The organism is Rhodococcus sp. 15-2388-1-1a (assembly GCF_002259145.1).
GTDB lineage: Bacteria > Actinomycetota > Actinomycetes > Mycobacteriales > Mycobacteriaceae > Rhodococcoides.
The window spans coordinates 77,522-103,046 of record NZ_NPFP01000001.1; the positions used below are offsets into that span (position 1 = coordinate 77,522).

Here is a 25,525-nt window from a genome sequence, read left to right on the forward strand (position 1 = left end):
GCATCTACCCGCGGTGCGCGATCAACCTCTCGGCGCCGTCTGTGAATTGTTGCTTCATCAATTCGCAGGCGGCGTCGATGTCGTTTCGAACGAGTGCCTCGATGAGTTCCTCGTGGTTTCGCACTGCCGCTCGGCCCCATTCCCGGTCGGTGGCATAGAGGCGGGTGGGTGTGTAGCGGGTGGCATTGTTGAGAAACCACGCCAGTTTCGCGGATTCGGCGAGTCGGTTGAGGACTCGGTGGAACTCGAATTCGCAGTTCTCGACGTCCTCCGGCCTACCGTTCTCGACCGCGATCGACAGTGCGGCGGTGAGTTCGGCGAGTCGGTCGAGCTCGGTCTCGGTGATCTTCGGCGCGGCGCGGCGAACCAGCTCGACGGCGATGCGCCCCTGCAGCCAGAAGATGTCGACGATGTCGTTCGGAGTCAGTGGCGAGACCTTGTATCCGCGATGCGGGACGAGTTCGACGATGCCCTCACCCCGCAGCGTCAGCAGTGCCTCGCGTACCGGAGTGACGCTCACCCCGAGTTCGGCGGCGGTCTCGTCGAGTCGGATGAAGTCGCCCGGGCTCACTTCGCCGGACATGACGAGGTGCCGGACATGGTTGGCCACCTCCTCCGACAGCTGCGGCCGTCGGCGCAGAACCGATGCTCGACGCTTGTCCACCATGGGGAAAGCCAATCACACCGTGGGCTTGGTTCGTAGCACGACCTTCGCGACGGGTTCGACGACGCGGGCGGCGATCGGTCCGAGGATGGCCATCAACAGCACGTATGCCGTCGCCAGAGCGGTCAGCTCGCCCTCGACGGCTCCGGCGGCCACGGCCAGCCCGGCGATGACGATGGAGAACTCACCGCGCGCCACCAGCGCGGCACCGGCACGCAGCCGTCCCGGACGACCGATTCCCTGACGGCCCGCCGCCCACCAGCCCGTCGCGATCTTCGTGGCCGCGGTGGTCACCGCGAGTACAACGGCCCAGCCCAGAACGGGTGGGATCGTCGCGGGATCGGTGGCGAGCCCGAACACCACGAAGAACATGGCTGCGAACAGGTCGCGCAGTGGTTCGAGGACGCGCGTGGCGTTGTCGGCCGTCGACCCGGAGATCGCGATGCCGAGCAGGAACGCGCCGACGGCGGCCGAGACCTGCAGTTCCGACGCGATGCCGGCCACCAGCAGGGCCGACCCGAGGACTTTGAGCAGCACGACCTCGCGGTCGGGGCTGTCGACGATCGCGGAGACCAATCGGCCGTACCGGAGCGCGACGACGAGCACGAACGTGATGACCAGCAGTGAGATTCCCAGGGCCTCGAGTCCGCCGAGGAAGCTCACTCCGCTCAGTACCGCGGTGAGGATGGGCAGATAGACGGCCATCGCGAGGTCCTCGAACACCAGGATGGACAGCACGACTGGCGTTTCACGGTTGCCGAGTCGGCCCAGATCGGTGAGGACCTTGGCGATGATCCCCGAGGACGAGATGTAGGTGACACCGCCCATCACCAGGGCTCCGATTCCACCCCAGCCGAGCAGCAGTGCGACGGCAGCGCCAGGAGCGAAGTTCAGGACGATGTCGACCAGTCCGGCCATCCACGATCGACGCAGTCCGGTGACGAGTTCGGTGGCGGTGTATTCGAGTCCGAGGAGAAGCAGCAGCAGGATGACGCCGATCTCGCTGGCTATTTCGCTGAACTCGTCGATGCCACCGAGGGTGACGATGCCGCCGTTGCCGAAGGCGAGGCCACCGAGCAGATAGAACGGGATGGGGGAGACGCCGATTCGACCGGCGAGCCGAGCGAGCAGACCGAGAACGAAGAACACTGCGCCCAGCTCGGTGAGGGCGAGCGCGCTCTCGGCCATCGCTCAGCCCCGACTGGTCTCAGGCATGGCCGAGCAACTTGGCCGCTGCGTCGAGTCCCTCTGCGGTGCCGACGGCGACCAGCAGGTCACCTGCGGCGAGCGTGAAATCGGGGGTGGGTGACGGTTGTACCTGACCGGCGCGCATGACAGCGACGATCGATACTCCGGTCTTGGTGCGCATCGCGGTGTCGCCGAGTGTGCGGCTGACGAACCGGGAATTGGCGCGAATGGGGAGTTGGCGGGTGTTGATTCCGGGGAGGTCGCGATGCTCTTCCCCGAGCTGAGCGATGAGTTGCGGCGACCCGAGCAGATTGCCCAGGGCCGCCGCTTCCTCATTGCTCAGCGTGATCGATGCCTGCGTGGCATCGGGGTCGTCCTTGCGCGAGACGATCAGCTCGTTCGCGCCGTCCTTGCGGGTGATGACGCCTATGCGGCGCCCGGAAGCGAGGGCGAAATCCTTCCGCACCCCGATCCCGGGCAGCAGGGTCACTTCGACGTTCATGGCCGAAATGCTAGCCCTGCAGGCAGCGCATTATCGCAGGATCGGGCGTGGAGCCCGACCCATCTCGATCAGGATGCGACGGCAGCCAGGAGGGCTTCGCGCTGGTTTGCACCGAGGCCACCGATACGGCGGGTATCGGCGATGGACAGCTGCTCGAGCAGCTGTGCGGCGCGCACGGAACCAACACCCGGCAGGGCCTTGATCAGGGCGGACACCTTGGTCTTCTTGACGATCTCGTCGTTCTCCGCCTTGGCGAGAACGTCAGCGACGCTGAGTTCGCCGGACTTGACGGATGCGAGCAGCTTCGACCGCGCAGTGCGTGCCTCGGCCGCCTTGGCCAGCGCCGCGGTGCGCTGTTCCGGTGTCAATACTGGTAAAGCCATGGCCTGTTCTCCTCGATTGTGGTGACCCGTCGCTCGTTGACAGGTCTCGACCCTCTTGCATCGTGCCTGGTGGCTCTTCCAATCTAACCGAACAACACGGGTGTCATTCACGGTCGAACCACCGAACCTTCCCAGCCAGGCTACGTCCTATCCGATTCGTGGTGTGCCCCGACCAGCACATCGGCCCTCCGAGGCCTGATGTATCGGGTCCGTTCGACGGCTCATGCCGGGTCCGCCGATGCCAGCAACCAACGGTCGCCCGAGCGTTCGAGTCCGATCAACATCCGGGAGGAATCGGTCCGCCCATCGGGCACCGCGAGATTGGACACCTCCTGATCGAGGAACACCGCAACGACGGCGTGTTCACCGTCGATCTCGACGATTCCGGCCGTGACTGCGTGACCGGTCGCTCGGCCCTGACCCTGGGTCAACAAGTCGGTCAGGCTCGTCGACACGTCCCGATAGTCGGTGGCGAAATCGTCGGTGGACGATGCGATCACACGGTCGAGATTCGTTGTCGGTGTGGCGTAGTCGTAGGTGGAGAGCTCCTCGGTGTACTGCCGTGCCGAGTCCAGCGCCTCGGTTCGGAGGCCGTCCATCGTCCGGCTGCCCTGATACAGGTAGCCGAGCACGGCGACGCCTGCGACGAGAGCGACGAACAGCAGTAGGGCGATACCTCGGCGGATGGTCATTGCTGTACTCCTTCGAGCAGTTTCTTCCAGTAGTCGAGCGCCTCGAGTCCGGTGGGAATCAGCACCGGATCGTCGGCGATCGGTGGTCCGGTCACGTTGCCGGGACGGGTCGAATCGGTCAGGCCCAGGTCGTTGGGACGGGGTGCGTTCTGTGACCCGCGTTGGGCCAGGTTCTCGCCGGGCGGGCAGTACAGCGTCAGATTCGGATCGCGCGGAGATTCGTCGCCGACGGCGCGGCGGGGGGTGTCGTACCAGCAGACCGGGCCCTGGGTTGCGACCAGCGTGAAGTCTCCGCGGTCTCCGTGTACGACGGAGGTGAGTTTGCCGAGCGTGTCGGGCAGTGCGGTGAGCAGCGCCGACAGTGCGGGGGTTCGGTCGCCCAGAACTCCGGTCACCGACACCAGATTGGTGAGAAGCGCCCCTGCTGTTCCTCGGGTGTCGTCGAGAAGGTGCTGGGTTCTGGTGAGCATCGCGGGGGACCGGTCGAGCAGGTAGACCAGTGACGGTTCGTTTCCCACGAGTTGTCCGGTCACATCACGTGTCACAGCCGCGGTGGCCGGGAGCGAGTTCGATGCAGGCGCGAGTGCGTCGAGCATCGGGAGCCCGGTATCGAGGATGTCGGCCAACGCCGGTGCCTGCGCGTCGAGCATTCGGGTGAGGGTGTCGACGTCGTCGATCACTCGGCCCAGCGCAGGCCCGGTCCCGTCGAGGGCCGTTCCCATGGTCTGCGTGAGGGAACTCACCGTGGCGGGATCGATCGAGTCGACCAGTGTCGAGATGCTGGTGATGACCTCGTCGAGTCGGCGAGGCCGATCGGCGTCGTCGACGGTCAAGGTGTCCCCGTCGACGAGATACGGGCCCTCGGCGGTGGTCGGCACGATGTCGAGTGTCTGAATGCCGAGTGCGTTGCTGTCGGTCACCCGAGCCGGTGAGCCGACGGGAACGGAGGCGTCGGGGTCCAACGAGACTGCGATGTCGGCGCCGAGCCCGTCGGCGGACAGCGCGACGTCGGTGACTCGACCGATCTCGATTCCGCGATAGGTGACGCCCGCGCCCACTCCCAGGTTCGCGGCATCGGTCGTCGTGGCGGTCACCGTGATCGAACCCTGCAGTGCCGAGGGGCCGAGCGCGTAGACGGTCCCTGCGACGAGTGCCACCACGGACGTGATGGCGAAGAGAATCAGCTGAACGGTGACGGGCCGCCTCATCTCGGGCCCCGCAACACCGGTGCCAACAGCTGCCCGAGTGCCGAGGGCACGTCGGCGATGCGCCCACCGGTGGTCAATTCGCCCACTGTCTCGGGCAGGTCGAGTGCGCCGTCGAAGGCGAGGTAGTCGCCCCGCACGGCTCCGCTGAAGCCTGCGATGAAGTTGTTCATCTCGTTCAGTGTCGGGGTGATCGAATCGTTCCATCCTTGAACCGAACTCAGTACGCGGGCGATGTCGTCGACACCGTTCTCGAGTTGCTTCCCGTTGTCCGACAGGATGTCTCGAGCCGTTGTGGCCAGCGAGGAGGTGTTGTCGAGCAGGGACGCCAGTCGGTCGCGTTGCTGGACGAGCAACTCGATCGTCGGCGCGGACACGGCAAGTCCGTCGTCGATGACGGTGCGATTGTCGGCCAGCGCGGCGGAAACGTCGCGTGCGGCCTGTAGTACGCGATCGAATTCGCCGCGCTGCGCGTCGGCTGCGGCGAGGATGGTGTCGGTGCTGCGCAGCAGCTCCCCGACCTGCGGCCCACGGCCGGAGAATGCCGTGTCGAGCTCGGTGACGATGGTGTCGAGCTGGCCGATTCCGCTGCCGTTCAGTACCAGACCGAGTGCGGCGAGCGATGATTCGAGTTCGGGCCCGATGTCGGTGTCGGTGATGACGGCACCGTCGGACAGCCGATCTCCCGACGGCGTCTGCGGTGGATCGAGTCGGATGTACGGATCCCCGAGCGCCGACGCCACCTCGATCGATGCGGTGACATCTGCCGGAACCGCTACGGCTCGGGACAGGCTCAGCCCGACCCGAGCCAGACCTCCGTCCGTCGACAGGTCGTGGACCCGGCCGACCAGTTGCTGCCCGCTCCGCACCTCGGCACCGAGCCTGATGCGGTCGGCTCGCGAGAACTCAGCGGTCACACGGTAATCGGACCCGTCCGCAGACCGGCCGAGTGGAAGTTCGCCCAGACCGAGACCACATCCGGTGAGTGTGCCGACGAGGACGGCCGACACCGCCAGGGCCGCGGGGCCTCTCATCGGCCCTGCGCCAACAGTTGGATGAGGCCCAGTGGATCGGATGCTCCGATGGGCACCGGTATCGGGTTGGTGAATCCGGCCCCGGTGCAGATGGGCAGAGCCAGGTCACGGCACAGCGGAACCGTCGAGGCGAACTGGTCGAGATCGGTGGAGACGTTCAAACGGATGCGTCCTCGCTGGTCGTCGCCGATGGTTCTGCCGATGTTCTGCATCGCCAACGGCAAGATGTCCATCAGTTCGGCGAATTGTGCTTCGTGCGTGGCCAATCGACCGGTCAGGTCGGCGGCGTTGTCGAGTGCGGCGCGTAGGTCGTCGCCCCGGCCGGCGAGCAGACGGTCGAGTTCGTCGAACATGGACGTCAGTTGGGCGATCGGAGTGCCCACATCGAGGTCCTGAGTGCGGAACTCCTGCCCGAGACGATCGAGCGAGTCCACCACCGATTCCACTGCACCGTCCCGTCGGTCGACGGCGGTGATCAGCTGGTTCACGGTCTCGACGAGTGCGCCGATGTTCTCGCTGTTTCCGCCGATCACGGCGGTTGCCTGCGCGATGTTGCGGATGGCCTCGTTGACCGCCGGTCCTGTCCCGTCGGTGGTCTCGGCGAGCTCGGCCGCTGCGGCCCCGACGTCGGCTCCCTCGGGACCGACTGCAGTGGCGATCACGTCCACACTGTCGAGGAGCTGGTCGAAGTTGATGGGCGAGTGGCTGCGCTCGACCGGAATGACGCTGTCACCGAGCTCTTCTCCGCCCTGATACACCGGTCCGATCTCGACGAATCGGTCGCTGATGACCGACGGATTCATGACGTACGCCTCGGCGTCGGCCGCAATGGCGTCGTCCGAGGTGATGGACATGACGACGCGCACCGCATTGCCCCGAGGCGTGATGTCGGTGACGGTGCCCACCGGAACTCCGAGAATCCGGACCGGGCTTCCGGGGTGGACGCCGTTGATGTAGGCGAAATCTGCTGTGACGGTGGTCGAGTGCTCGGAACCGTGGAGAACGAACCAGCCGCCGACCAGAGCAGCCACCGCGATCAGCGCTGTCGGTATTTTCTTCATCGGCATCCCGTCTGAATGCCAAGGGTGCACAGGAGATTGTCGGCGATGGGGCCGGCCGGGGCCGAGACGTCGACCCAATTTCCGTTGCCGGTGGCGTCGGTGACTGCGCGCAAGGCGGCGGGCAGGGTCGTCATGAGTGTGTCGATGTTCTGCCCGTTTCGGTCGAGGGTGTCGGTGACCCCGCGCAGGTTGCCGATCAGACGATCGAGCTCCTCGGAGTTGTCGTCGAGGAACGTCGACGCGGTGGCGGTGACGGTTCGGAGGTCGTTCACCAACTGGCTCAGTGCAGTTCGTCGATCGGCCAGGACCGACAGCACGAACTCGGCGTTGCTCACCAGAGACGACAGCGATGCACTCTCCGCGGCGAGCGACGTGGTCAGGGATCGGGATGCATCGAGCAATCCGGAGATCTGCTCGTCGTTCTCGGCCAACAGTGCCGATGCCGAACCGATGCCGGTGATGGCGTCACGGACCGTCGAACTGCTCTCCGGCAACGACTCTCTCAGGGTCCGAACCATCTCCTCGAGTCCGGGTACGTCCACCTCTGCGGCGGTGGTGTTCGCGGCGGCGGAGATCTGGTCGAGTGAATACGGAACCGACGTTCGCTCGAGGGGGATGGTGTTGTCCGTTCCGAGGGAACCGCTGCCGTCGGGGACGATCTCGAGGTAGCGCTTTCCGAGGATGGTCCGCAGCTGGATCGACGCATGCGTTCGGTCGCCGAGCGTGTGGTCGCGGTCGAGCCGGAACGAGACCTGGACGTGCGTACCGACGATGTCGACGCTGTCGACCCGGCCCTCGGGTACTCCGGCGACGTAGACGGGATCGGACTCGGTGAGCCCGCCGGCATTCTCGAATTGTGCTGTGTAGGAACGAGTGCGGACCAGGTACCAGGCCTGCGGTATCGCCAGGGCGCACACCAGTGCCACGACGATCATCACGATCCCGCCCACACCGAGTTTGGTGGTCGTCATCGGCAGATCTCCGAGTGAGTCGTGCCGAAGATGTTCGCTTCTGAGCTGCCTGCCAGCAGCGTGAAGTTGCACGTGTAGAGGTTGAGCCAACCGCCGTAGTCGCCGATGCGATTGATGGACCGGGCGAGCTCGGGAAGCAACGTCATGGTTCGGTCGAACGGTTCTGTGTTGGCCGTCCATGCATCGGTCGTCGCAGTGCTGTCGGCTACGACGGCATCGAGCGGAGCGGCCGCATGCGTCAACAGTTCGGCCAACGAGCGCATCGAGTCCGATCCGTCCTCGAGTGCTGATACGAGCTGATCTCCGTGTCGGACCGCCACATCGCCGAGCTCGGCAAGCCCGTCGATCAGGCGCGTGATGTCGGCAGAACGCGAGTCGAGATCGCTCGTCACCGATCCGAGGTTCGCGATCAGTTCGTCGAGAATCTGCTCGTTGTCGGTCAGCCCGCGGGTCATCGACGCCACTCGCACCAACAGCGATTCGATCGCGGAGGACCGACCCGAGAAGGCGTCGACGATCGAGCGCGCCAACGAGTTGATCTGGTTCGGGTCGATCGCGTCGAACAGCGGCTCGAAGCCGTTGACCAACGCGGTCAGGTCGACGGGAGGAGAGGTTCGCGACAGCGGTATCACCTCGTCCGTCGCCAGGGTGCCGGACGGGTCGGCGGGGGTTTCGAGCGCCAGATACCGTGCACCGAGCATGTCGCCGTAGCGAATTGCGGCGGTGATGTTCCCGGGCAGGTGTACGTCGGACCGGACGGAGAACGACACCGCGGCGATGCTGGTGGGTCCGTCGGTGGTCGACCGAACGTCGGCGACCTTGCCGACCCGGACTCCTGCGAGGGTCACGTCGTTGCCGTCCCGCAGGCCCTCGACGCCGACGAACTCGGCGCTGTATCGGGTCGTGGCACCGCCGACCGGGACATCGAGCGTCTGGATGACGACCACGGCCGACAGAGCACCTGCGGCGACGAAGGCGGCAAGCGAGATCAGGGGTCGGATACTCATCGGACGGTCACCTCGGTGCCACGGAGCAGCGGAGCCAGCAGCAACGAGCTGGCGGGATTCAACGGGAGCGATGTGCCGGTTGCGGTGTCCTGTAGCTCGGCCAGCGCGCAGTTGGGACCGGCGAGACCGGGATACTGCGGGCAGTCGGCGGCGGTGTATGGGAGCGGTTCGGAGAAGTCGGGTACCGCGGTGACGTCGAACTTGCCCGAGGCGAAGATCCGCGCACCGGCCTCCCCGAACGGCCCCAACCGATCGAGCGTCGCCGTGAGGCCGTCGGAATCCTGTGCGAGCGCACCGAGTGCGGCGCCGCCGCTGTGAACGACAGTGATTGCTGCACTGCGGTTCTCGGCCGCGACGGCCCGAGTGGACTCCACTGTCCCTGCCGCAGCGGTCAGTAGTGCCCGCACGCCGTCGGATCGATCGAGCAGCGTCTGCGACACCCTGGTCGCGGCAGCGACCGAGGCGAGTACGTCCGGTGTTGCGGCAGCGATGTTCTCGGTCAACTCGCGCAGCTGCGGCATACCGCTCAGGGCGGCCTCGATACCGGGTTCGAGTCGCTCGGTGACCGAGGCGAGTCGGTCGATACTCTCGCCGATGCTCTGACCTCTGCCACGTAGTGCGGTGCCGAGCGCGGTCAGAGCCAGCTGCGCCTGATCCGGTTCGAGGCCGTCGAGGAGGTCGGTCACCCTGCGGAACAGATCGCTCGCCTGGACTGCGTCGGCAGACGCGTCCGGTTGCAGCGCCATCCCGTCCGCCAGTGCCGAGGAGGACGATCGATCGACCGCAACGAGCTGAATGTAGATGTCTCCGAACAGAGTCCGCGGCACCACCCGAACACGCGCGGAGGCAGGCACCGTACCGATTCGGTCGGCATCGATACGCATCGTCACTCGAGATCGATCGACACCCGGCTCGATGTCTACGACCTCACCCACACGAACGCCGAGGTACTGCACGCCGATCTCCCCGGTCAGCAATCCCGCTGTCGCGGGAAGCACGACCGATACTTCCGGTGCGGAGTCGAAGGTGCCCGAGCTGTAGGCAACCGATGCCACCGCCGCGACCACCGCGGTGCAGGACGCGACGATTCCGCGGAACACGAGCATGCTTCGGCCGGGTCCGAGACGACGGGGAGCCGGTTGGTTCGGGCCGGTCACGAGGCACCGAGCCCGGGCACCGTCGGCACGATTCCCCACAGCGCGAACGTCAGGAACACGTCGGTGATCCCGATCGCCAGAATCGAGGTACGCAGCGCGCGGCCGGCGGCGCGGCCGACCCCTTCCGGTCCGCCCGATGCGTGAAAACCGTACGAGCAGTGGACGAGCGCGACGATGATCGCGAACACGACCGCTTTGACGACCGAATACAGCAGATCGCTCGGGGCCAAAGCGAGGTGGAAGTAGTAGTCGTACGTGCCGGCCGAGCTGCCGCCGAACGTGACGACGACCAACCGTGTGGCGACGTAGGCGGCGATGAGGCCGACCATGTAGATCGGCACGATGCACAGCACTGCCGCGATCAGCCTGGTGGTGGCCAGGAACGGAATCGGCCGCACCGCCATCGAATCGAGTGCGTCGATCTCCTCGGAGATCCGCATGGCACCGAGTTGGGCGGTGAATCCGGTCCCGACCTTGGCGGCCAGGGCGATACTGGCGATGACCGGTGCCAGCTCCCGGGTGTTCGCCAGTGCCGAGAGCAGCCCGGACAGGGAGGTCAAACCGATCAGGTCGAGACCGCGGTAGGTTTCGACGCCGACCATCATTGCCGCGACGGCCGACATCGCGAACACGATGCCGATGGTGCCGCCGCCGGCGAGCAGCGACGCGTATCCGAAGCTCACCTCGCCGATGTGGCGCAGAACGTGTTTCGAGTACCGGCGCATCGTGTACGGGATGGCCGCGATGGTCTCGAACCAGAAGGTGACGTGCCGGCCGACGTCCACCATGGCCGAGGTTGCAGCCCGGGTTCTGCGCTGGAGTCGAACGCGGGTGTCGAAGACCATCAGTACGTACCGACCGCGGGAACGACGACTGCATAGAGTTGCGACAGAACGGTATTGACGACGAAGACCATGACGAATGCCAGTACGACGGCCTCGTTCACCGCGTCGGCGACGCCACTCGGTCCGCCTTCGGCGTGCAGACCCCGGTACGACGCGATGAGCGTGGACGTCACCGCGAAACAGGCCGATTTGATCATGGCCATGACAAAATCGGAGACGCGGCCGTATTCGGTGAAGGTGGCCAGAAACGCGCCTGCGGACTGATCGGCAACGAGTACCTGGTAGAACAGGCACGCCGACACACCGACGAGGGTGACCATGGCGCAGATGACAACGGCGACGACAACCGAGGCGACGAGCCGGGGAACCACCAGTCGGGCGACGACGTCGACGCCCATCACTTCCATGGCGGCGATCTCCTCGCGGATCGTTCTCGATCCGAGATCGGCACAGATCGCAGATCCGGCAACGCCGGCAAGCATCAGTGCGCACACCAACGCCGCAGCCTGACCGACCACCACGAACGCCACGACTGCGCCGGAATATGCTCCGGCACCGAGCCTTCCCGCCAACGACCCGACCGACACCGCGATCAGTACGCCGATGGGGAGCATCAACAGCAGAGCGGGAACCGTGCACACACGCGCGACGAACAGAGCCTGGTTGACGGTCTCGGCGACCGGTAGCCGGCCTCGAACGATGTCGGTCACGGCGCGCGCGCAGGCGGTCGTCGAGAACGCCGACAGGCCACCGATCTGATCGACGAGATCGCGAACCGGACCTCGCGCGACCGGTGGCTCGAATCTCATCGGTCAGGCCGGCGTCGGCGAATAGGTTTTCCTGAGCGAGACTTTCAGAACCTTGCCGCTGGCGTTGCGGGGCAACGCATCGACGATCACCAGATCCTTGGGGTGCTTGAACCTGGCCAGGTGATCACCGAGCCACACCGTCAACTCGTCGAGCGTGAGATCGGGCGCGTTCTGGGAATCGTGAAGTGCGACAACGGCGACGGGTACCTCGCCCCACTTGTCGTCGAGGCGCCCGATCACGGCGGCCTCGAGAATTCTCGGGTGCGAGAACAGCACGTTCTCGACCTCCGCGCAGTAGATGTTCTCGCCGCCCGAGATGATCATGTCCTTCTTCCGGTCGACGACGAAGACGAAGCCTTCCTCGTCCTGCCTCACCAGATCGCCGGAGTGGAACCAGCCGCCATGGAAGGCATCGGCCGTGGCATCGGGGTTCTCCCAGTAGCCGCGCATCAATGTCGGCCCCCGGTAGACGATTTCGCCGATCTCACCCTGAGCTACATCGTTCATCTCGTCGTCCACCACTCGGGCCGCGATGGTCGGGATCACGCGTCCGACGGATCCGATCTTGCGCAGTGCATCCGAGCCGTCGAGGACACAGGTGATGGGCGACATCTCGGTCTGGCCGAACACGGCGACGTTCAGCGCATCGGGGAACGTTGCCGACATGGCCTTCAGCACGGTGTCCGACGCAGGTGCCGCGCCCCAGGAAATCACCCGCAGCGCAAGCTTTCTGGGGCTGCGGGACTGCTCGGCACACATAGCCTGCCATTGCACCGGTACGAGAAACAGGTTGGTGACGCGTTCTGCGGCCAGGACATCGAGCAGGGTGCCGGGGTCGAAAGCGCCCACCGGGTAGATCACGGTGGTGATGCCGAGCAGCAGGCTCGGGGCGAGGCTGCCCAGTGCCGCGATGTGGAACATCGGGGAGGCGCAGAATCCGACCTCGTCGGTCTCGCTCATCTGCAGTGCGCGAATGCAGGTGAACGCCTGGGCCTGCATGTTCGCGTGGGTGAGAACGGCACCCTTGGGTCGTCCGGTGGTGCCCGAGGTGTACATGATCAATGCGGACGCGTCGTCGGGCACGTCGACTGCCGCTGCGGGTTCGCTTTCGGCGAGCAGGCGCTCGTAGGATTCGCCGACGGTGATGACGATCGGTGGTGAATCGGTCTGTCCCACAACCGCGTCGACGAGTGGTGTGAGAGTCTCGTCGGTGATCACGATGGTGGATCCGCTGTTCAGGGCGAGAAACGCGACTTCGGGTGGAGTCATTCGGAAATTGACCGGGACGGCCAGAGCGCCCAGTGCGTTGATGGCCAGGACCGCTTCGAGGTACTCGGGTCGATTGAGCATCACGATCAGTACTCGGTCGCCGAAGCCGACCCCGCGTTCCTTCAGCGCCCCCGCGAACCTCGACACTCGATCGTCCAGTTCGCGCCAGGTGATCGATCGCCCCTGAAACCGCAGGGCCACGTTCGTCGGCTGCATCGTTGCGTGCCGTCGAACATGGTTGTTCCAGTTGCTTCGGTTGGAGAGCTGGGGTTCGTCGGTGTGAATCGTGCGTGCAGTCGAGTCCGTGTGAGCGGCCATCGCCGGTTCCTCTCTGAGCCGTGAGGCGGGGGTTCGAGTGTGGTGCAGCTTACCTGGGGAGCGGTGGTTTGTCTGTGGTTTGTGGAGTGCATTTCTGCAGGTCATTTGGTCAGTAAGTTCATGAAGATTCGCGTCGGGAACGAGGCTGTCGGTGGTTCAGCACGGCGTCGAGTCCCTGGACGAATTCCGGTGCCGTCAGCAGTTCGACCTGCCCGGCGGTCTCCCTCTCGAGTGCGTCGTCGAGCAGTGCCAGCGTCGATGCCGTCAGAGCCCGCTTGGTCAACTCCAGTGCGCGACGCGGACCGCGGGAGAGCGTGCGTGCGATCGTGCGAACATGCTCGTCGAGGTCCTGGGGAGCAACTGCCGCGGTGATGAGCCCGCAACGGGCGGCATCCGCCGCGCTCATCGGCTCACCGAGCAGAGCCATCGCGCCTGCGCGTGCGCGTCCGATCGCGGCCGGGACCAGCAGGGTGCTACCACCGTCGGGCATCAGGCCGAGCGACGTGAACGGCAGGAGGAATTGGGCGTCCTCGGCCGCGTAGACGAGATCCGCGGCCAGCGCGATCGACACCCCGATCCCCGCTGCGATGCCGTTGACCTGTGCTATCACAGGCGTCGGCACGTCGAGCACCGCACGTACCAGGGCCGCGGCTACCCGCATCGTCTCCTCGGCGTCGGCCTGTGCGTCGGAAGACGGCTCGACAGCAGCCATTTCGGCGATGTCGGCACCGGTGCTGAAGGCGGAACCGGTGCCCGTCACGATCACCACTCGCACCGCAGGGTCGGACGCGGCCGTGGTCAGTGCGTCGATCAGGGCCTCGGCGGTGGGGCCGTCGAGAGCGTTCATCCGGTGGGGCCGGTCGATGCGCAGCGAGAGGATTCCAGCGGCCGACGTGCAGTGCAGGCCGTTCGTCACGATGAACTCCTGTCGGCCGTCGGTGCTACCCAGTTGCGAATTGCGGCTAACTTAGCGCATCAAATCGACTGATTGTCAGTGTTTCAGAGAAATCCGTCGAACGGATCGTTCGTGTTCGAGCTACCGCTACGATGGGGAACGAACGTCGGGTTCGGTCCCGTCGGTACGAGGACAGGTCATGACTGACACAGGTGCAGCGACGCAACGCCGTCGACCACGAAATCGCAAAGCGCAGATTCTGACAGCGGCGGCAGAGGCGTTCAGTGAACGCGGCTACCACCCTGTCGGCATAGAGGAGATAGCGGCCACGGTCGGGATCTCGGGTCCCGCGCTGTACCGGCATTTTCCGACCAAGTACGCACTGTTCGCCAGTGCAGTCCTGCGATTGGCCGATTCGTTGCTCGCGGCAACCGATCCCGCGGTCATCACACGAGAGGATCCGGAGGACCGGCTCGACGCGGTCATCGGTGCCGTCATCCGAACCACCATCGACAACCGTCGAACCGGTGGACTGTATCGGTGGGAAGGCCGCTACTTGGTGGGGGACGATCGGCGCGCCCTGCGCCGGTCGATGGCAACACTGCACGAGCGCGTGACGAATCCGCTGCGACAGCTTCGCCCCGATCTGTCCGAGGCCGACGCAGCCATGCTGGCCACCGCGTCGATCAGTGCGGTCGCCAGCATCACCGCGCATCGATCGGCGTTGTCGGCCAAACAGATCGAGGAGTCGATGCTCGCTGCCGCACGGTCGATACTGCGGACCGATCTTCCGCAGCAGGGCAGTGAATCTCCCCACCACGAATCCGTGCTGGAGCATGCATCGAAACGCGAAGAGCTGCTGCACCATTCGATTCGGCTGTTCTATCTGCACGGCTACCACGAGGTGGGCCTGGACGACATCGGCGCAGCAGCGTCGATCACCGCCTCCAGTGTCTACCGCTACTTCCCCAGCAAGGCCGAGCTGCTCGAGGCTGCGTTGCACCGTGCCAACGTCCAGCTCACCGACACCCTCGCCGGTGCGCTCGAGCACTCGGATTCCCCGGTCGACGCGGTGCGGACCTTCGCCAGGCTGTACACCGAATTGACCTTCCGTCAGGGCGAACTGGTGGCCGTGTACTTCGCCGAGATCGGGAACATTCCGGCCGATCGGCGGACCGCACTGCGCCGGATCCAGCGCCACAACATCGACGGCTGGGCGCAGTTACTGCGTGAGGCACGGCCGAACACGAGCGTGGTGGTCTCAAAATTTCTGATCCACGCCGCTCTCGGGTTGGTCTTCGATGTCGGTCGCACGGTGCGGTTCGAGCGCTCCGACCGAACCATGGCCAGGGTGCAACAGACGATGACAGCGGTACTTCTGGGATGAATCCACTCGATGTGAAACGGAGAACAGCTATGACCGATCGTGAAACGATCACGCGTACAGACGAATTGCTGGCACGGACCTCAGGTGTCTCGGCAGCGGAACTCGACGAACTCTGGTCGCAGCTCGCCCCCGTACGCGCCGAGGACATCCTCGGAAGCTGGACCGGTGCGGCCTTCCAGACCGGCCACGGACTGTGCCGGGCACTGCCCGCCAGCAAGTGGCACGGAAAGAACTTCATCTCCGTCACCGAGGCGCAACCGTTGATCTGCCGCGCCGACGACGACTCGCTGTTCTCCAACGTCGAGATGGGGTCGGGGGAGGCATCGCTGTGGAACATCGAGTTCCGGGGCGAGGTCACCGCCACGATGGTGTACGACGGCAAAGCCGTCTTCGATCACTTCAAGCAGATCGACGACCGCAGGCTGATGGGCATCATGAACGGCAAACCGGAGCTCGTGCTCTCTCGCGGCGAGCACTTCTACTTCGTGTTGGAGCGCGACCGATGATCGCTGCGCGGGCGCTGCTCTCGCGTGATCCAGCCGAGTCCTTCACCGTCGAGAACATCGACATCGACGAACCCCACGACGACGAGATCCTGGTCCGGATGAAGGCGACTGGAATCTGTCACACCGATCTCGTTGCGCGACGGGCAGGTTCGGCCGAGAGGCCGGTACTGCTCGGGCACGAGGGTGCAGGCGTGGTCGAGTCGGTGGGCCGGTCGGTCCGCGGGATCGATCCGGGCGACCATGTGGTGCTGACGTTCCGGCACTGCGGTGTGTGCGGCAATTGTCGGCAGGGACGGCCGGCCTACTGCGTGGACGGCCACGCGCTGAACCAGTTCGGTGCACGAGCGGACGGCACGTCCCGCGTCGTCACGAGTACCGGCGCTCCGGTGCTGGACGGATTCTTCGGGCAGTCGAGCTTCTCCGAGTTCGCGCTGACCCGCCAGGACAACACCGTCGTCGTCGATCGGGATATCGACCTCGCTGTTGCCGCTCCGCTGGGGTGCAGCGTGCAGACCGGTGCCGGGGCGGTGCTGAACGTCCTGAAGCCTCGGTCGGGGGACACCGTGGTGGTGCACGGAGCAGGTGGGGTGGGGATGGCGGCCGTGCTCGCGGCGATCACCACCGGTGCCCGCGTGATCGCGGTGGAGAGATCCAGCGCCAGAAGAGAATTGGCGTCGAGTCTCGGTGCACACGTGGTGATCGATCCGGCGTCGGAGGATGCGCGCGCCGAGTTGTCGGACGCGACCGACGGAGGCGCAACGCACGCACTCGACACCACCGGCAACGCAGAGGTGATCGGTGACGCGATGGCCGCTCTCGGCAAGGGCGGCACGCTGGCGATCGTGGCTCTCGGCCGCGGTGTGTTGCAGCTGGATTTGCTGGATACGGTGTTGAGCGGCAGGGGTATTCGCGGATGCCTCGAGGGGGACGCCGTACCGCAGCAGTTCATCCCGGCACTTGCCGAGATGTACTCCGCGGGGGCGCTCCCCGTCGATCGGCTGATCACCCGCTATCCGTACGACCGGATCGACTCCGCTCTCGGCGACCACCGCCGCGGAGACACCGTCAAGCCGGTGCTGGAGTGGCCCTGACCGGTGCTGCCGAATCAGCGGTGTACGGGCAGGTGGTCGCTCCCAGATCCCGAGGGCGGTAGCCGACGGGGTAGCCGGGGTAGGTCTTGTTCGACGCGTCGGCGGTGGCCCGCGAGTGCGTCCGCTTCGGTAGGAACCGCTCCACGCGGGCCCTGGCGCGAAGACCCCGCACGGCGGCCCGCTCGACCGTCGCCGAGCCCGACGGGAAGCCGAAGGCACCGGCCATCCGGTCGTCCAGCAGCGCGAAGACTGCCTGCTTCACTGCAGGGGTCAGCGCAGCGGGGTACCAGGAGCAGTACAGATCGAGGGTGTACGTGCCGATCCGTCGATTGTCCTCGGTGAAGCGGAACGTGCGCTCCTCGTAGTCGAGCTTGAACTGCGCGAGCTCGGTGTACGACTCGGGGATGTTCTTGATGCCCATTCGTTTTCCCACTTCGCAGTAGAAGTGGAACGTGGCGAGTCGTTCCTTGGGGTGCAGGCGACGCCATCCGTAGGTGTCGATCCACTCGATCGGCTCGTAGATGAACGTCGTCAACACGTAGAGCATGTCGTCGTTCGAGATGTCGTACTTTCCGTGCATTCGGTTGACCATCCGAAGTGACTCGCGCCCCCGCTCGGAGTCGTATCCGTGCTCGAGCAGTTCGGCCATCAACAGCGAGGTGTCGTCGTAGCGCTTCTGCGGTCGTTTCTCGAATTCGCCGGTCTCGGCCAACAGCGCCGAGATGGTCGGCACGCAGTAGGTACGGAACAACGCGAATTCGAGTGCACGCTGGTAGTCCCAGGGGAACTCGTAGCCAGCGGTGATGCGGTGGATCGTGTGGCAGTCCCGCACCGGGTCGAGTTCCTCGATACGCCGGAGCCAGCCGAAGCGCCCCTTCTTCGGCGTGATGTCCATGGTCAGCTCCGTCCGTGCCGAAGCTTGAGCACCAGCGCCGAGATCTTCATGTCCCGTGCCTTCCGCTTCATCGTCAGCAGATTGAGCGGAGATGCGAAGCTCTGCACCGCAAGCGATTTGACGGTGCTGAACTCTCGCAGGCCGTCGGCGCCGTGGATGCGGCCGAACCCCGAGTCACCGGTGCCGCCGAAGGGCAGTGCCGGGATGCCGGCGAAGCCGAGGACCGAATTGACCGTCACCACACCGCAATCGAGCTTCTCGGCGGCGCGTCGACCCACCGCGGTGTCCTTGGTGAACACCGACGCACCGAGTCCGTAGGCGGAGGCGTTGGCCCGCTCGATGCCCTCCTCGAGATCGCGAACCTTGTTGACCACCACCGTCGGACCGAAGGTCTCCTCGGTGATCGCCGTGGAATCCTCCGGCACGTCGGTGAGGATGACGGGGTCGATGTAGGGGCCGTGGAGCGAGTCGAGTCCGCCGAGCACGGCCTTGCCGCCCTTGGCCAACGCGTCCTCGATCTGGCCGCGCACGATGTCGCTCTGTTTGGCCATCGTCATCGGGCCGTACGACGAGGTTCCCACGCCGCCGGGCTTCAATGCCCGTACCGCGGAGGTGAACTCGGTGACGAACCGGTCGTACGCAGGCTCGGCGACGTAGATGCGTTCCACACCGGCGCACGTCTGCCCGGCGTTGCCCATCGCGCCGAACGTCGCGAACTCCACTGCGGCAGCGATGTCGGCGTCGGCATCGACGAGCATGGCGTCCTTGCCGCCACACTCGGCGACCAGGGGAGTCAACGTCTTCGCGCACGCGGCCATGACCTTCTTGGCCGTGGCGGTCGAACCGGTGAAGGCAATCTTGTCGACGGTGGATTCGCACAGCGCCGAGCCGGTGGAGCCGTCGCCGGTCACCGTCTGGAACACCGGGTGCGGGGCGGCGAGCGACGCCCATTTCTCGGCCAACCACACACCGACCCCCGGCGTGAGTTCGCTGGGCTTGAAGACCACGGTGTTTCCGGCGGCCAGTGCGTAGGCGATGGAGCCCATCGGGGTGTACAGCGGGTAGTTCCAGGGACCGATCACCCCGACGACGCCGAACGGGCGGTAGCCGACGTACGCCTTCTGGTTCACCGAGATGAGCCCGGAGCCGACCTTGCGCTGCCGGAGGATCTTCTCGGCATTGCGGGCCGCCCAATCGATGTGTTCGACGCCCATCATCACTTCGAGTATCGAGTCCTCGTCGGGCTTGCCGGTTTCGGCGGCGATGACGGCAGCGAGACTCGCGGCGTCCCTGGCGATGGCGGACTTGAATTCGAGCAGCCACCGTTTGCGTCCGACGAAGCCCTGCACATCCCACCAACGCGCGGCCGACCGGGCGCGAGCGACGGCGGCGTCGACCTCTGCGGGGCCCGCGATCGGATACGCGGCGAGTGCGACACCTGTTCTGGGGTCGAGGCTTTCGAAGGTGCTCTCGTTCGTTCGTTCGATCTGGTCCGTCACGGGCTCTATCCTCCAGCAGATCGCATCACATATATTTGATGTGATTCAATGTTGTCCAGGACACACTATGCGTCGCTTCCGGTTGCTACAACCCCCCGTTGCCCCGATGTGCAGGAGCCGATCCATGAGTATCGATCTCACCCAGGAACAGACTGCGTTCGCGCAGGCCGTCGCGTCATTCTGTGCCAAAGAGGCGGGCACCAGGTCCCAACGGGATGCCCTCACCGAACACGGCAAGCACACCCACAACCAAGCGCTCTACGACAAGATGGCCGACCTGGGCTGGTTGGGAGCGATCATCTCGGAGGACCACGGTGGGGCAGGCGGCAGCACCGTCGACCTGTGCATCCTCCTCGAAGAATCAGCCAAGGCCATGGCACCCATCGGCGGTATCGGACCCACCTTGATCACCGGCGCGGCGTACGAGAAGTTCGGCACGCCCGCGCAGAAGGACACTGTTCTCGGCGGCATCGTCGCCGGGCGCAGCTACTCGATCTCGATGTCCGAGCCCGAGGCCGGCTCGGATGTGGGAAATCTGACCTGCCGTGCCGAGAAGACCGACTCCGGTTGGCTGATCAACGGCCAGAAGACCTGGTGCTCGAATGCGCATTTCGCCGATCGGATCCTGCTCGTCGCACGTACGGGCAGAGAAGGTGGCAAGCACGAGGGTCTGACGATGTTCGACGTCCCGGCCGATATCGAGGGCCTGAACATCGTCGGCATCGACACGATGGGCGGAAAGGAAGTCAACGACCTGTACTTCACCGACTGCGTGCTTCCCGAGGACGCGGTGGTCGGGGTGGAAGGGCAAGGATGGTCGCAGCTGATGACCGGTCTGAACATCGAGCGCCTGATTCTCGCGGCGATGATGCTCGGTACCGCGCAACGAGCGTTCGACGACACACTCGACTTCATCACCCAGCGAAAGCAATTCGGCAGGCCGGTCGGGACGTTCCAAGCACTGCGGCATCGAATTGCCGATCTGGCCACCGAGATCGAGTGCGGACGGCTGCTGGTCTACCACGTGGCTCGGTTGGTCGACGAGAACCCGACGAAGCTGTTCCCCCGCGAGGCCTCGATGGCCAAGCTCAAGCTCACCGAGACCGCGAAGAAGGTGGCACTCGAAGGCATGCAGATGATGGGCGGTTACGGTTACGCCACCGAGTTCGACATGGAAAAGCACGTTCGAACGACTCTGGTCTCTTCGATCTACGGCGGTACCAACGAGATTCAGCGTGACATCATCGGCAAGACGTACGGACTCTAGGTCATCGTGTTGCGTCGTCGCCCGCAGCTCTCGGAGGATGTCGCCGCAAGTATTCGCCAGCAGATCGTCACGGGTGCGCTCGAGCCGGGTGCATTCGTGCGAATCGACGAAACGGCCACCGAGCTGGGTGTGAGCGCGACACCGGTGCGTGAAGCGCTGGTGTCTCTCCGCGGTGAAGGACTGGTGGAGCTGGTACCTCGGCGCGGCTACCGCGTCAGCGAACTGACGCAGCAGGACATCGACGACATCTTCTGGTTGCAGGGCACGATTGCGGGCACACTTGCCCGCCGCGCGGCCCACGTCATCACCGACGAACAGATCGACGCGGTGCGCGCGCTGAACGACCGGCTACGTGATGCGGTGTTCCGACGCGACCTCGACGGCATCGAATCCTGTGAGTTCGAATTCCACAGGTACATCAACAAAGTCGCCGGTGGAGCCAAGCTGGCATGGTTTCTGTTGGGTGCCGTCAGATACACGCCGGCCCGAATGTACGCGTCGAACCGGCAGTGGTGCGAGCATGCGCTCAGCAGCCACGAGGAACTGATCGAGGCATTTCGTCGACGGGACGCCGACGGTGTCGCAGACCTGATGTGCACGCAGTTCCTCGTCGGTGCGACATTGGTTCACGGGCTTCACGGGTGAGGTGGTTTCACCGGTGAGGTGGCCAACAACAGTTCGGTGCACCGGTCGACAACGGCGTCCTCGCTCAGTTCCAGTTCTCCGCCGAGCCACGCGGTGAGGACCTGAGCGAATCCGCCGACGACGAAATGGGTTGTCAGGTCGAGATCGTGATCCCTTGTCGTGCCGTAGAACTCGGTGGCCTGAGTGGCCAGCAGATGGGCGAACATCTTCGTCGACTCGGCTCGTTTGGCCACCAGGATGTCGCCGACCGTCGTGGCGGAGAAGAGGAGGAACCCGCGGCGTGGGTCTTCGGCGACAGCGCGCACGATCGCACGGATCCCGGCGTGTACCCGTTCGCGGTCGTCCTTCGGTGCTGCGGCGACCGCGTCGAGCGCGATGGCCGCGACATCGTCGACGACATGGTCGTACACCGCCACCATCAGCGCGTCCCGGTCTGCGAAGCTCTCGTAGAAGTAGCGGCTGACGACGCCGGCCCGGCGGCATACCCCGCGAACGGTCAAGTCGGGCTTCGCTGTTCCGAGCAGATCGAGGCCGGTCTCGATGAGGATGCGCCGACGCTCGGCGACTCGCGCCGAACCGTCGACGCCGCCGTAGGTGCGGGGTGAATCGGGCATGGATACATCTTGACATCCCTCGGCATCCACGCCTAGCTTGATCTGAACACAGACGTACTCAGATTGCTGACAGTGAAGGAATCGATTGCATCATGACTGTCGACACCGACTTTCTGCGCAAGTCCATGACCGGGTTCGGCCTGCTCGCGGGGTCGGCGAACGTCATCATGCAACTCGGGCACCCCGCCGTCGGGTACGGAGTGTTCGAGAGCCGCGTGGAATCCGGACAGATCAACCGGCACCCGATCAAACGCACCCGAACCACGTTGTCCTACCTCGCCGTCGCGGGTATGGGCGACGACAAGACCAAGGCCGCATACCGCAAGGCGACCAACAGATCCCATGCGGCCGTGCGGTCGACGGCCGACAGTCCGGTGAAGTACAACGCCTTCGATCCCAACCTGCAGCTGTGGGTGGCGGCGTGCCTCTACCGCGGTTTCGAGGATGTGTACGTTGCGCTGTACGGGCCACCCGATCCGGCCGTTGCAGACGAGATGTATCAGGCGTGCCACGTACTCGGCTCGACCCTGCAGATGCCGCCCGAGATCTGGCCCGCAGACCGAGCGGCGTTCGAGAAGTACTGGGAAGCAGCGCTGGACGACATTCACATCGACCCGACGATCAGGCGTTACCTGTACGGTATCGCCTCGGCCACGTTCGCCAGACCCGCAGCATTGCATCCGCTGATCGGGCCGTTCTTTCGCTTCGTGACCACCGGATTCCTACCCCAGCGATTCCGGGACGAGATGGAATTGCCCTGGGACCCGGTCAAGCAGAGACGGTTTGCGCTACTGCTGCGCAGCGCGTCCCTGCTCAACCGGATGTTGCCGCCTGTCGTGCGAGCACTGCCGTTCAACATCCTGCTGCGCGATGTCGAGCGTCGGATGCGTTCGGGGCGGGCGCTGGTCTAGTTCGAGCCTCAGCTCAGGTGATGCGGCTGCGGGTGCGACTTGTGACCCTCGTCCGAGCCCTCGTTGTCCTGATGGCCGTTCGCTGTTCCCTGCACACCCGTCCCGGCCGGAACCATCGAAATGATCACTGACTTCGAGGTGGGGCAGTTGCTCTGCAGCGCAGTCGAATCCAGCGGAATCAACGGATTGGTCTCGGGGTAGTACGCAGCAGCCGACCCGCGCGGGGTGTCGTACTCGACGATGCGGAACGACGGCGCGCACCGTTCCACGTCGTCGTCGTCCCACTTGGTGACGAGATCGACCATGTCGCCGTCGCGGAAACCGAGCGTCGAGATGTCTTCTCGGTGCACGAAGATGACGCGTCGGCCGTTCTCGATGCCGCGGTACCGATCGCTGAGGCCGTAGATGGTCGTGTTGAACTGATCGTGGCTGCGCAGGGTCTGCAGAATCAGATGGCCCGGCGGAACCTGCAGCACGTCGATCGGTGACACCGCGAATTCACCACGGCCGCTCTTGGTTTCGAACGTCCGACTGTCGCGCGGGGGGTGTGGAAGAACGAAGCCACCGGGGCGTCGAACATTGACCTCGTAGCCCTCGCAACCGGCGACGACGCGGGAGATGTGCTTGCGGATGTTGCGGTAGTCGTCGCGGAAACCCTTCCAGTCGAGACCGTATCGGTCACCGAGGGTCGCCTCGGCGATACCGCTGACGATGGCGACCTCGGAACGAAGGAATTCGCTCGCGGGCTTCAGCGGTCCGCGTGAGGAGTGTACCGAGCAGGTGGAGTCCTCGACCGAGATCCACTGCTCGCCACTGGCTTGCACGTCCTTCTCGGTGCGGCCCAGGGTCGGCAGAATCAGTGCGGTCTCGCCGCAGACCAGGTGCGAGCGGTTGATCTTGGTGGAGATCTGCACCGTCATCCGCATCTTGCGCAGCGCCTCGAAGGTGACGTCACTGTCCGGAGTTGCCTGGACGAAGTTTCCGCCGAGTCCGAGGAAGAAGTGCGCCTTGCCGTCGCGCATGGCCCGGATGGAATCGACGGTGTCCAAGCCGTGCTCGCGCGGCGGCTCGAAGTCGAACTCCGCGGCCATCGCGTCGAGGAACTTCACCGGAGGGCGCTCCCAGATTCCCATCGTGCGGTCGCCCTGGACGTTCGAGTGACCACGAACCGGGAGCAGACCCGCACCTGCCTTACCGATGTTGCCTTGCGCGAACGCGAGATTGGTGACTTCCTTGATGGTGGCGACGGCGTTGCGGTGCTGCGTCAGGCCCATTGCCCAGCAGAACACGGTGGCCTTGGAGTCGCGCAGCATCTCGGCGGCCTCGGTGATCTGCGCTACCGACAATCCGGTCACTTCGGTGACGAGATCCCAGTCGACCTCGGCGACGTGCGCCTTCCATGCGTCGAAACCGACGGTGTAAGTGTCGAGGAACTCGTGATCGAGCGCGTCCCACTTCACCAGTAGTGAGCCGATGGCCTGGAAGAGTGCGAGGTCGCCGTTGAGCTTGATCGGCAGATGCAGATTCGACAGGTCCGTTCCCGGCCCCACCATTCCGCGCGGAGTCTGTGGATTCTTGAAGTTGAGCAGACCCGCTTCGCGAAGTGGGTTGATGGACAGAATCTTTGCGCCGTTCTGCTTCGCCAGCTCGAGGGCCGAGAGCATACGCGGGTGATTGGTGCCGGGGTTCTGGCCCGCCAGGATGATCAGCTCGGCGTTGTGGACGTCGTCGAGCGTCACACTGGCCTTGCCGATGCCGATCGACTCCTGCAGAGCGATGGACGTCGACTCGTGACACATGTTGGAGCAGTCGGGCATGTTGTTGGTGCCGAACGACCGAGCGAACAACTGATACGTGAACGCGGACTCGTTGGAGGCGCGACCCGAGGTGTAGAAGATGGCCTCGTCGGGACTGGCGAGGGACTTCAGCTCGTCGCCGATCAGGCGGAACGCGTCGTCCCACTCGATGGGCTCGTAGTGGCTGCCGCCGGGCAGCTTGATCATCGGGTGCGTGATCCGGCCCTGCTGGCCCAGCCAGTGCTCGGTATGTGCGTCGAGTTCGGCAATGCTGTGTTGCGCGAAGAACTCCGGCGTCGCTCGCGTCGTCGTCGCCTCCTCGGCAACGGCCTTCGCGCCGTTCTCGCAGAATTCCGCCGCGTGCCGGTGGCCCGGATCCGGATCGGGCCAGGCGCAGCTCATGCAGTCGAAACCCTCGGCCTGGTTGAGCTTGAGGAGCGTCTGCGCGGTGCGCTTCGGGCCCATGTGCCCGAGTGCCCGCTTCATCGACACGGCAACGGCGACGGGGCCTGCCGCGTGGGTCTTCGGCTTCTCGATGTCGAGCTCGGCCTCGTCGACGTCGCTGTCGGTGCGTCTCATGCGGGTCCCTTCGTTGCGTTACCCCCGCACTCGACCATAGCCGTAGGCTCAGCCGGCGAGGAGCTTGGTCACCAGATCCACGTACTGCTGCTTCGCCGAATCCTGGCTCGTACCTTCGAGCTTCGCCCAGGCATCGAACTTCGCGCGGTTCACCATGTCCAGTCGTCCGGGCCGCTTACCCGAGGCGTCACCGATCGAACCCTGCTTGTAGAGCGAGTACAGGCTCAGTAGGTCGTCGTTGCTCGGCTTGGACGTGAGCTTCTTGACGTCTACCTGCGCGTCGGCGAACGACTGGTCGAGATCGGACATGAAGAACTCCTTCGGTTAGAGGTGCA

Annotated in this window: 26 protein-coding genes; 6 read left to right on the top strand and 20 right to left on the bottom strand. The window is 65.0% G+C overall.

Annotated features, from left to right (window positions below; translation table 11 throughout):
• Positions 1 to 4 precede the first annotated feature (4 nt).
• From CH302_RS00365 to CH302_RS00435, 15 genes are all read right to left on the bottom strand, one after another.
• Entirely contained in the window at positions 5 to 667 is a 663-nt protein-coding gene (locus CH302_RS00365; RefSeq protein WP_052047333.1) for a GntR family transcriptional regulator, read from the bottom strand.
• 12 nt (positions 668 to 679) lie between these two features.
• Complete coding sequence (locus CH302_RS00370) at positions 680 to 1,852, bottom strand: cation:proton antiporter (RefSeq protein ID WP_037187764.1); 1,173 nt, start codon at positions 1,850 to 1,852, stop codon at positions 680 to 682.
• A 19-nt stretch (positions 1,853 to 1,871) separates the two neighbouring features.
• Entirely contained in the window at positions 1,872 to 2,354 is a 483-nt protein-coding gene (locus CH302_RS00375) for a cation:proton antiporter regulatory subunit (RefSeq protein ID WP_037187765.1), read from the bottom strand.
• A gap of 68 nt (positions 2,355 to 2,422) precedes the next feature.
• Entirely contained in the window at positions 2,423 to 2,737 is a 315-nt protein-coding gene (mihF, locus tag CH302_RS00380; RefSeq protein ID WP_008712632.1) for an integration host factor, actinobacterial type, read from the bottom strand.
• A gap of 221 nt (positions 2,738 to 2,958) precedes the next feature.
• Positions 2,959 to 3,429 (bottom strand): hypothetical protein, encoded by a 471-nt coding sequence (locus CH302_RS00385; protein WP_037187767.1) that lies wholly within the window; start codon positions 3,427 to 3,429, stop codon positions 2,959 to 2,961.
• On the bottom strand, positions 3,426 to 4,637 hold the full coding sequence (locus tag CH302_RS00390) for an MlaD family protein (RefSeq protein WP_037187769.1): 1,212 nt from the start codon (positions 4,635 to 4,637) through the stop codon (positions 3,426 to 3,428). The genes CH302_RS00385 and CH302_RS00390 overlap by 4 nt, the downstream gene beginning before the upstream one ends.
• Positions 4,634 to 5,668 carry an MCE family protein gene (locus CH302_RS00395; protein ID WP_037187771.1) on the bottom strand — a complete coding sequence of 345 codons (1,035 nt, stop codon included), beginning with the start codon at positions 5,666 to 5,668 and terminating at the stop codon, positions 4,634 to 4,636. Before CH302_RS00395 ends, CH302_RS00390 begins: the two co-directional genes overlap by 4 nt.
• A complete protein-coding gene (locus CH302_RS00400; protein ID WP_230596150.1) occupies positions 5,665 to 6,729 on the bottom strand; it encodes an MCE family protein in 1,065 nt (354 codons plus the stop codon). Before CH302_RS00400 ends, CH302_RS00395 begins: the two co-directional genes overlap by 4 nt.
• Positions 6,726 to 7,700 (bottom strand): MCE family protein, encoded by a 975-nt coding sequence (locus tag CH302_RS00405; protein ID WP_037187775.1) that lies wholly within the window; start codon positions 7,698 to 7,700, stop codon positions 6,726 to 6,728. The genes CH302_RS00400 and CH302_RS00405 overlap by 4 nt, the downstream gene beginning before the upstream one ends.
• On the bottom strand, positions 7,697 to 8,707 hold the full coding sequence (locus CH302_RS00410; protein WP_037187777.1) for an MCE family protein: 1,011 nt from the start codon (positions 8,705 to 8,707) through the stop codon (positions 7,697 to 7,699). The genes CH302_RS00405 and CH302_RS00410 overlap by 4 nt, the downstream gene beginning before the upstream one ends.
• The gene (locus CH302_RS00415; protein ID WP_230596151.1) at positions 8,704 to 9,864 is read right to left on the bottom strand and encodes an MCE family protein; all 1,161 of its coding nucleotides are present in this window, start codon (positions 9,862 to 9,864) and stop codon (positions 8,704 to 8,706) included. Before CH302_RS00415 ends, CH302_RS00410 begins: the two co-directional genes overlap by 4 nt.
• Positions 9,861 to 10,709 carry an MlaE family ABC transporter permease gene (locus tag CH302_RS00420; protein ID WP_037187779.1) on the bottom strand — a complete coding sequence of 283 codons (849 nt, stop codon included), beginning with the start codon at positions 10,707 to 10,709 and terminating at the stop codon, positions 9,861 to 9,863. The genes CH302_RS00415 and CH302_RS00420 overlap by 4 nt, the downstream gene beginning before the upstream one ends.
• On the bottom strand, positions 10,709 to 11,518 hold the full coding sequence (locus tag CH302_RS00425) for an MlaE family ABC transporter permease (protein ID WP_037187781.1): 810 nt from the start codon (positions 11,516 to 11,518) through the stop codon (positions 10,709 to 10,711). Before CH302_RS00425 ends, CH302_RS00420 begins: the two co-directional genes overlap by 1 nt.
• Before the next feature lie 3 nt (positions 11,519 to 11,521).
• The gene (gene fadD5 / locus CH302_RS00430) at positions 11,522 to 13,105 is read right to left on the bottom strand and encodes a fatty-acid--CoA ligase FadD5 (protein WP_052047334.1); all 1,584 of its coding nucleotides are present in this window, start codon (positions 13,103 to 13,105) and stop codon (positions 11,522 to 11,524) included.
• A gap of 118 nt (positions 13,106 to 13,223) precedes the next feature.
• The gene (locus CH302_RS00435) at positions 13,224 to 14,021 is read right to left on the bottom strand and encodes an enoyl-CoA hydratase-related protein (RefSeq protein WP_255137063.1); all 798 of its coding nucleotides are present in this window, start codon (positions 14,019 to 14,021) and stop codon (positions 13,224 to 13,226) included.
• Between the two features lie 178 nt (positions 14,022 to 14,199).
• Here CH302_RS00435 and CH302_RS00440 point away from each other — a divergent pair, with 178 nt between their 5' ends.
• The 3 genes from CH302_RS00440 to CH302_RS00450 are packed head-to-tail and all read left to right on the top strand — an operon-like array spanning position 14,200 to position 16,984.
• Entirely contained in the window at positions 14,200 to 15,387 is a 1,188-nt protein-coding gene (locus CH302_RS00440) for a TetR/AcrR family transcriptional regulator (protein WP_037187783.1), read from the top strand.
• 29 nt (positions 15,388 to 15,416) lie between these two features.
• The gene (locus CH302_RS00445) at positions 15,417 to 15,893 is read left to right on the top strand and encodes a DUF4334 domain-containing protein (RefSeq protein WP_037187785.1); all 477 of its coding nucleotides are present in this window, start codon (positions 15,417 to 15,419) and stop codon (positions 15,891 to 15,893) included.
• Positions 15,893 to 16,984, top strand: coding sequence for an NAD(P)-dependent alcohol dehydrogenase (locus CH302_RS00450; protein WP_094649865.1), 1,092 nt, complete (start codon positions 15,893 to 15,895; stop codon positions 16,982 to 16,984). Before CH302_RS00445 ends, CH302_RS00450 begins: the two co-directional genes overlap by 1 nt.
• Here the strand turns inward: CH302_RS00450 and CH302_RS00455 are convergent.
• Both CH302_RS00455 and CH302_RS00460 read right to left on the bottom strand, forming a co-directional pair.
• Positions 16,959 to 17,879: an oxygenase MpaB family protein gene (locus tag CH302_RS00455; protein ID WP_037187789.1), complete on the bottom strand. Its 921-nt coding sequence runs from the start codon at positions 17,877 to 17,879 to the stop codon at positions 16,959 to 16,961. The two genes, CH302_RS00450 and CH302_RS00455, sit on opposite strands and share 26 nt — an antisense overlap.
• Before the next feature lie 2 nt (positions 17,880 to 17,881).
• A complete protein-coding gene (locus tag CH302_RS00460; RefSeq protein WP_037187791.1) occupies positions 17,882 to 19,378 on the bottom strand; it encodes an aldehyde dehydrogenase family protein in 1,497 nt (498 codons plus the stop codon).
• Between the two features lie 124 nt (positions 19,379 to 19,502).
• On the opposite strand from CH302_RS00460, the gene CH302_RS00465 reads away from it, so the two are divergent.
• The gene (locus CH302_RS00465; RefSeq protein WP_037187793.1) at positions 19,503 to 20,645 is read left to right on the top strand and encodes an acyl-CoA dehydrogenase family protein; all 1,143 of its coding nucleotides are present in this window, start codon (positions 19,503 to 19,505) and stop codon (positions 20,643 to 20,645) included.
• A gap of 6 nt (positions 20,646 to 20,651) precedes the next feature.
• The gene (locus CH302_RS00470; RefSeq protein WP_037187795.1) at positions 20,652 to 21,290 is read left to right on the top strand and encodes a GntR family transcriptional regulator; all 639 of its coding nucleotides are present in this window, start codon (positions 20,652 to 20,654) and stop codon (positions 21,288 to 21,290) included.
• On the opposite strand, the gene CH302_RS00475 is transcribed toward CH302_RS00470, so the two are convergent.
• On the bottom strand, positions 21,281 to 21,904 hold the full coding sequence (locus tag CH302_RS00475; RefSeq protein WP_037187797.1) for a TetR/AcrR family transcriptional regulator: 624 nt from the start codon (positions 21,902 to 21,904) through the stop codon (positions 21,281 to 21,283). The two genes, CH302_RS00470 and CH302_RS00475, sit on opposite strands and share 10 nt — an antisense overlap.
• Positions 21,905 to 21,996: 92 nt before the next feature.
• Here CH302_RS00475 and CH302_RS00480 point away from each other — a divergent pair, with 92 nt between their 5' ends.
• Complete coding sequence (locus tag CH302_RS00480) at positions 21,997 to 22,815, top strand: oxygenase MpaB family protein (protein WP_037187799.1); 819 nt, start codon at positions 21,997 to 21,999, stop codon at positions 22,813 to 22,815.
• Positions 22,816 to 22,823: 8 nt separating this feature from the next.
• Here CH302_RS00480 and CH302_RS00485 read toward each other — a convergent pair whose 3' ends face one another.
• Together CH302_RS00485 and CH302_RS00490 are read right to left on the bottom strand one after the other, a co-directional pair.
• Positions 22,824 to 25,190 (bottom strand): FdhF/YdeP family oxidoreductase, encoded by a 2,367-nt coding sequence (locus tag CH302_RS00485; protein ID WP_037187805.1) that lies wholly within the window; start codon positions 25,188 to 25,190, stop codon positions 22,824 to 22,826.
• Between the two features lie 48 nt (positions 25,191 to 25,238).
• Positions 25,239 to 25,499 (bottom strand): acyl-CoA-binding protein, encoded by a 261-nt coding sequence (locus tag CH302_RS00490; protein ID WP_032379982.1) that lies wholly within the window; start codon positions 25,497 to 25,499, stop codon positions 25,239 to 25,241.
• Positions 25,500 to 25,525: the final 26 nt, after the last annotated feature.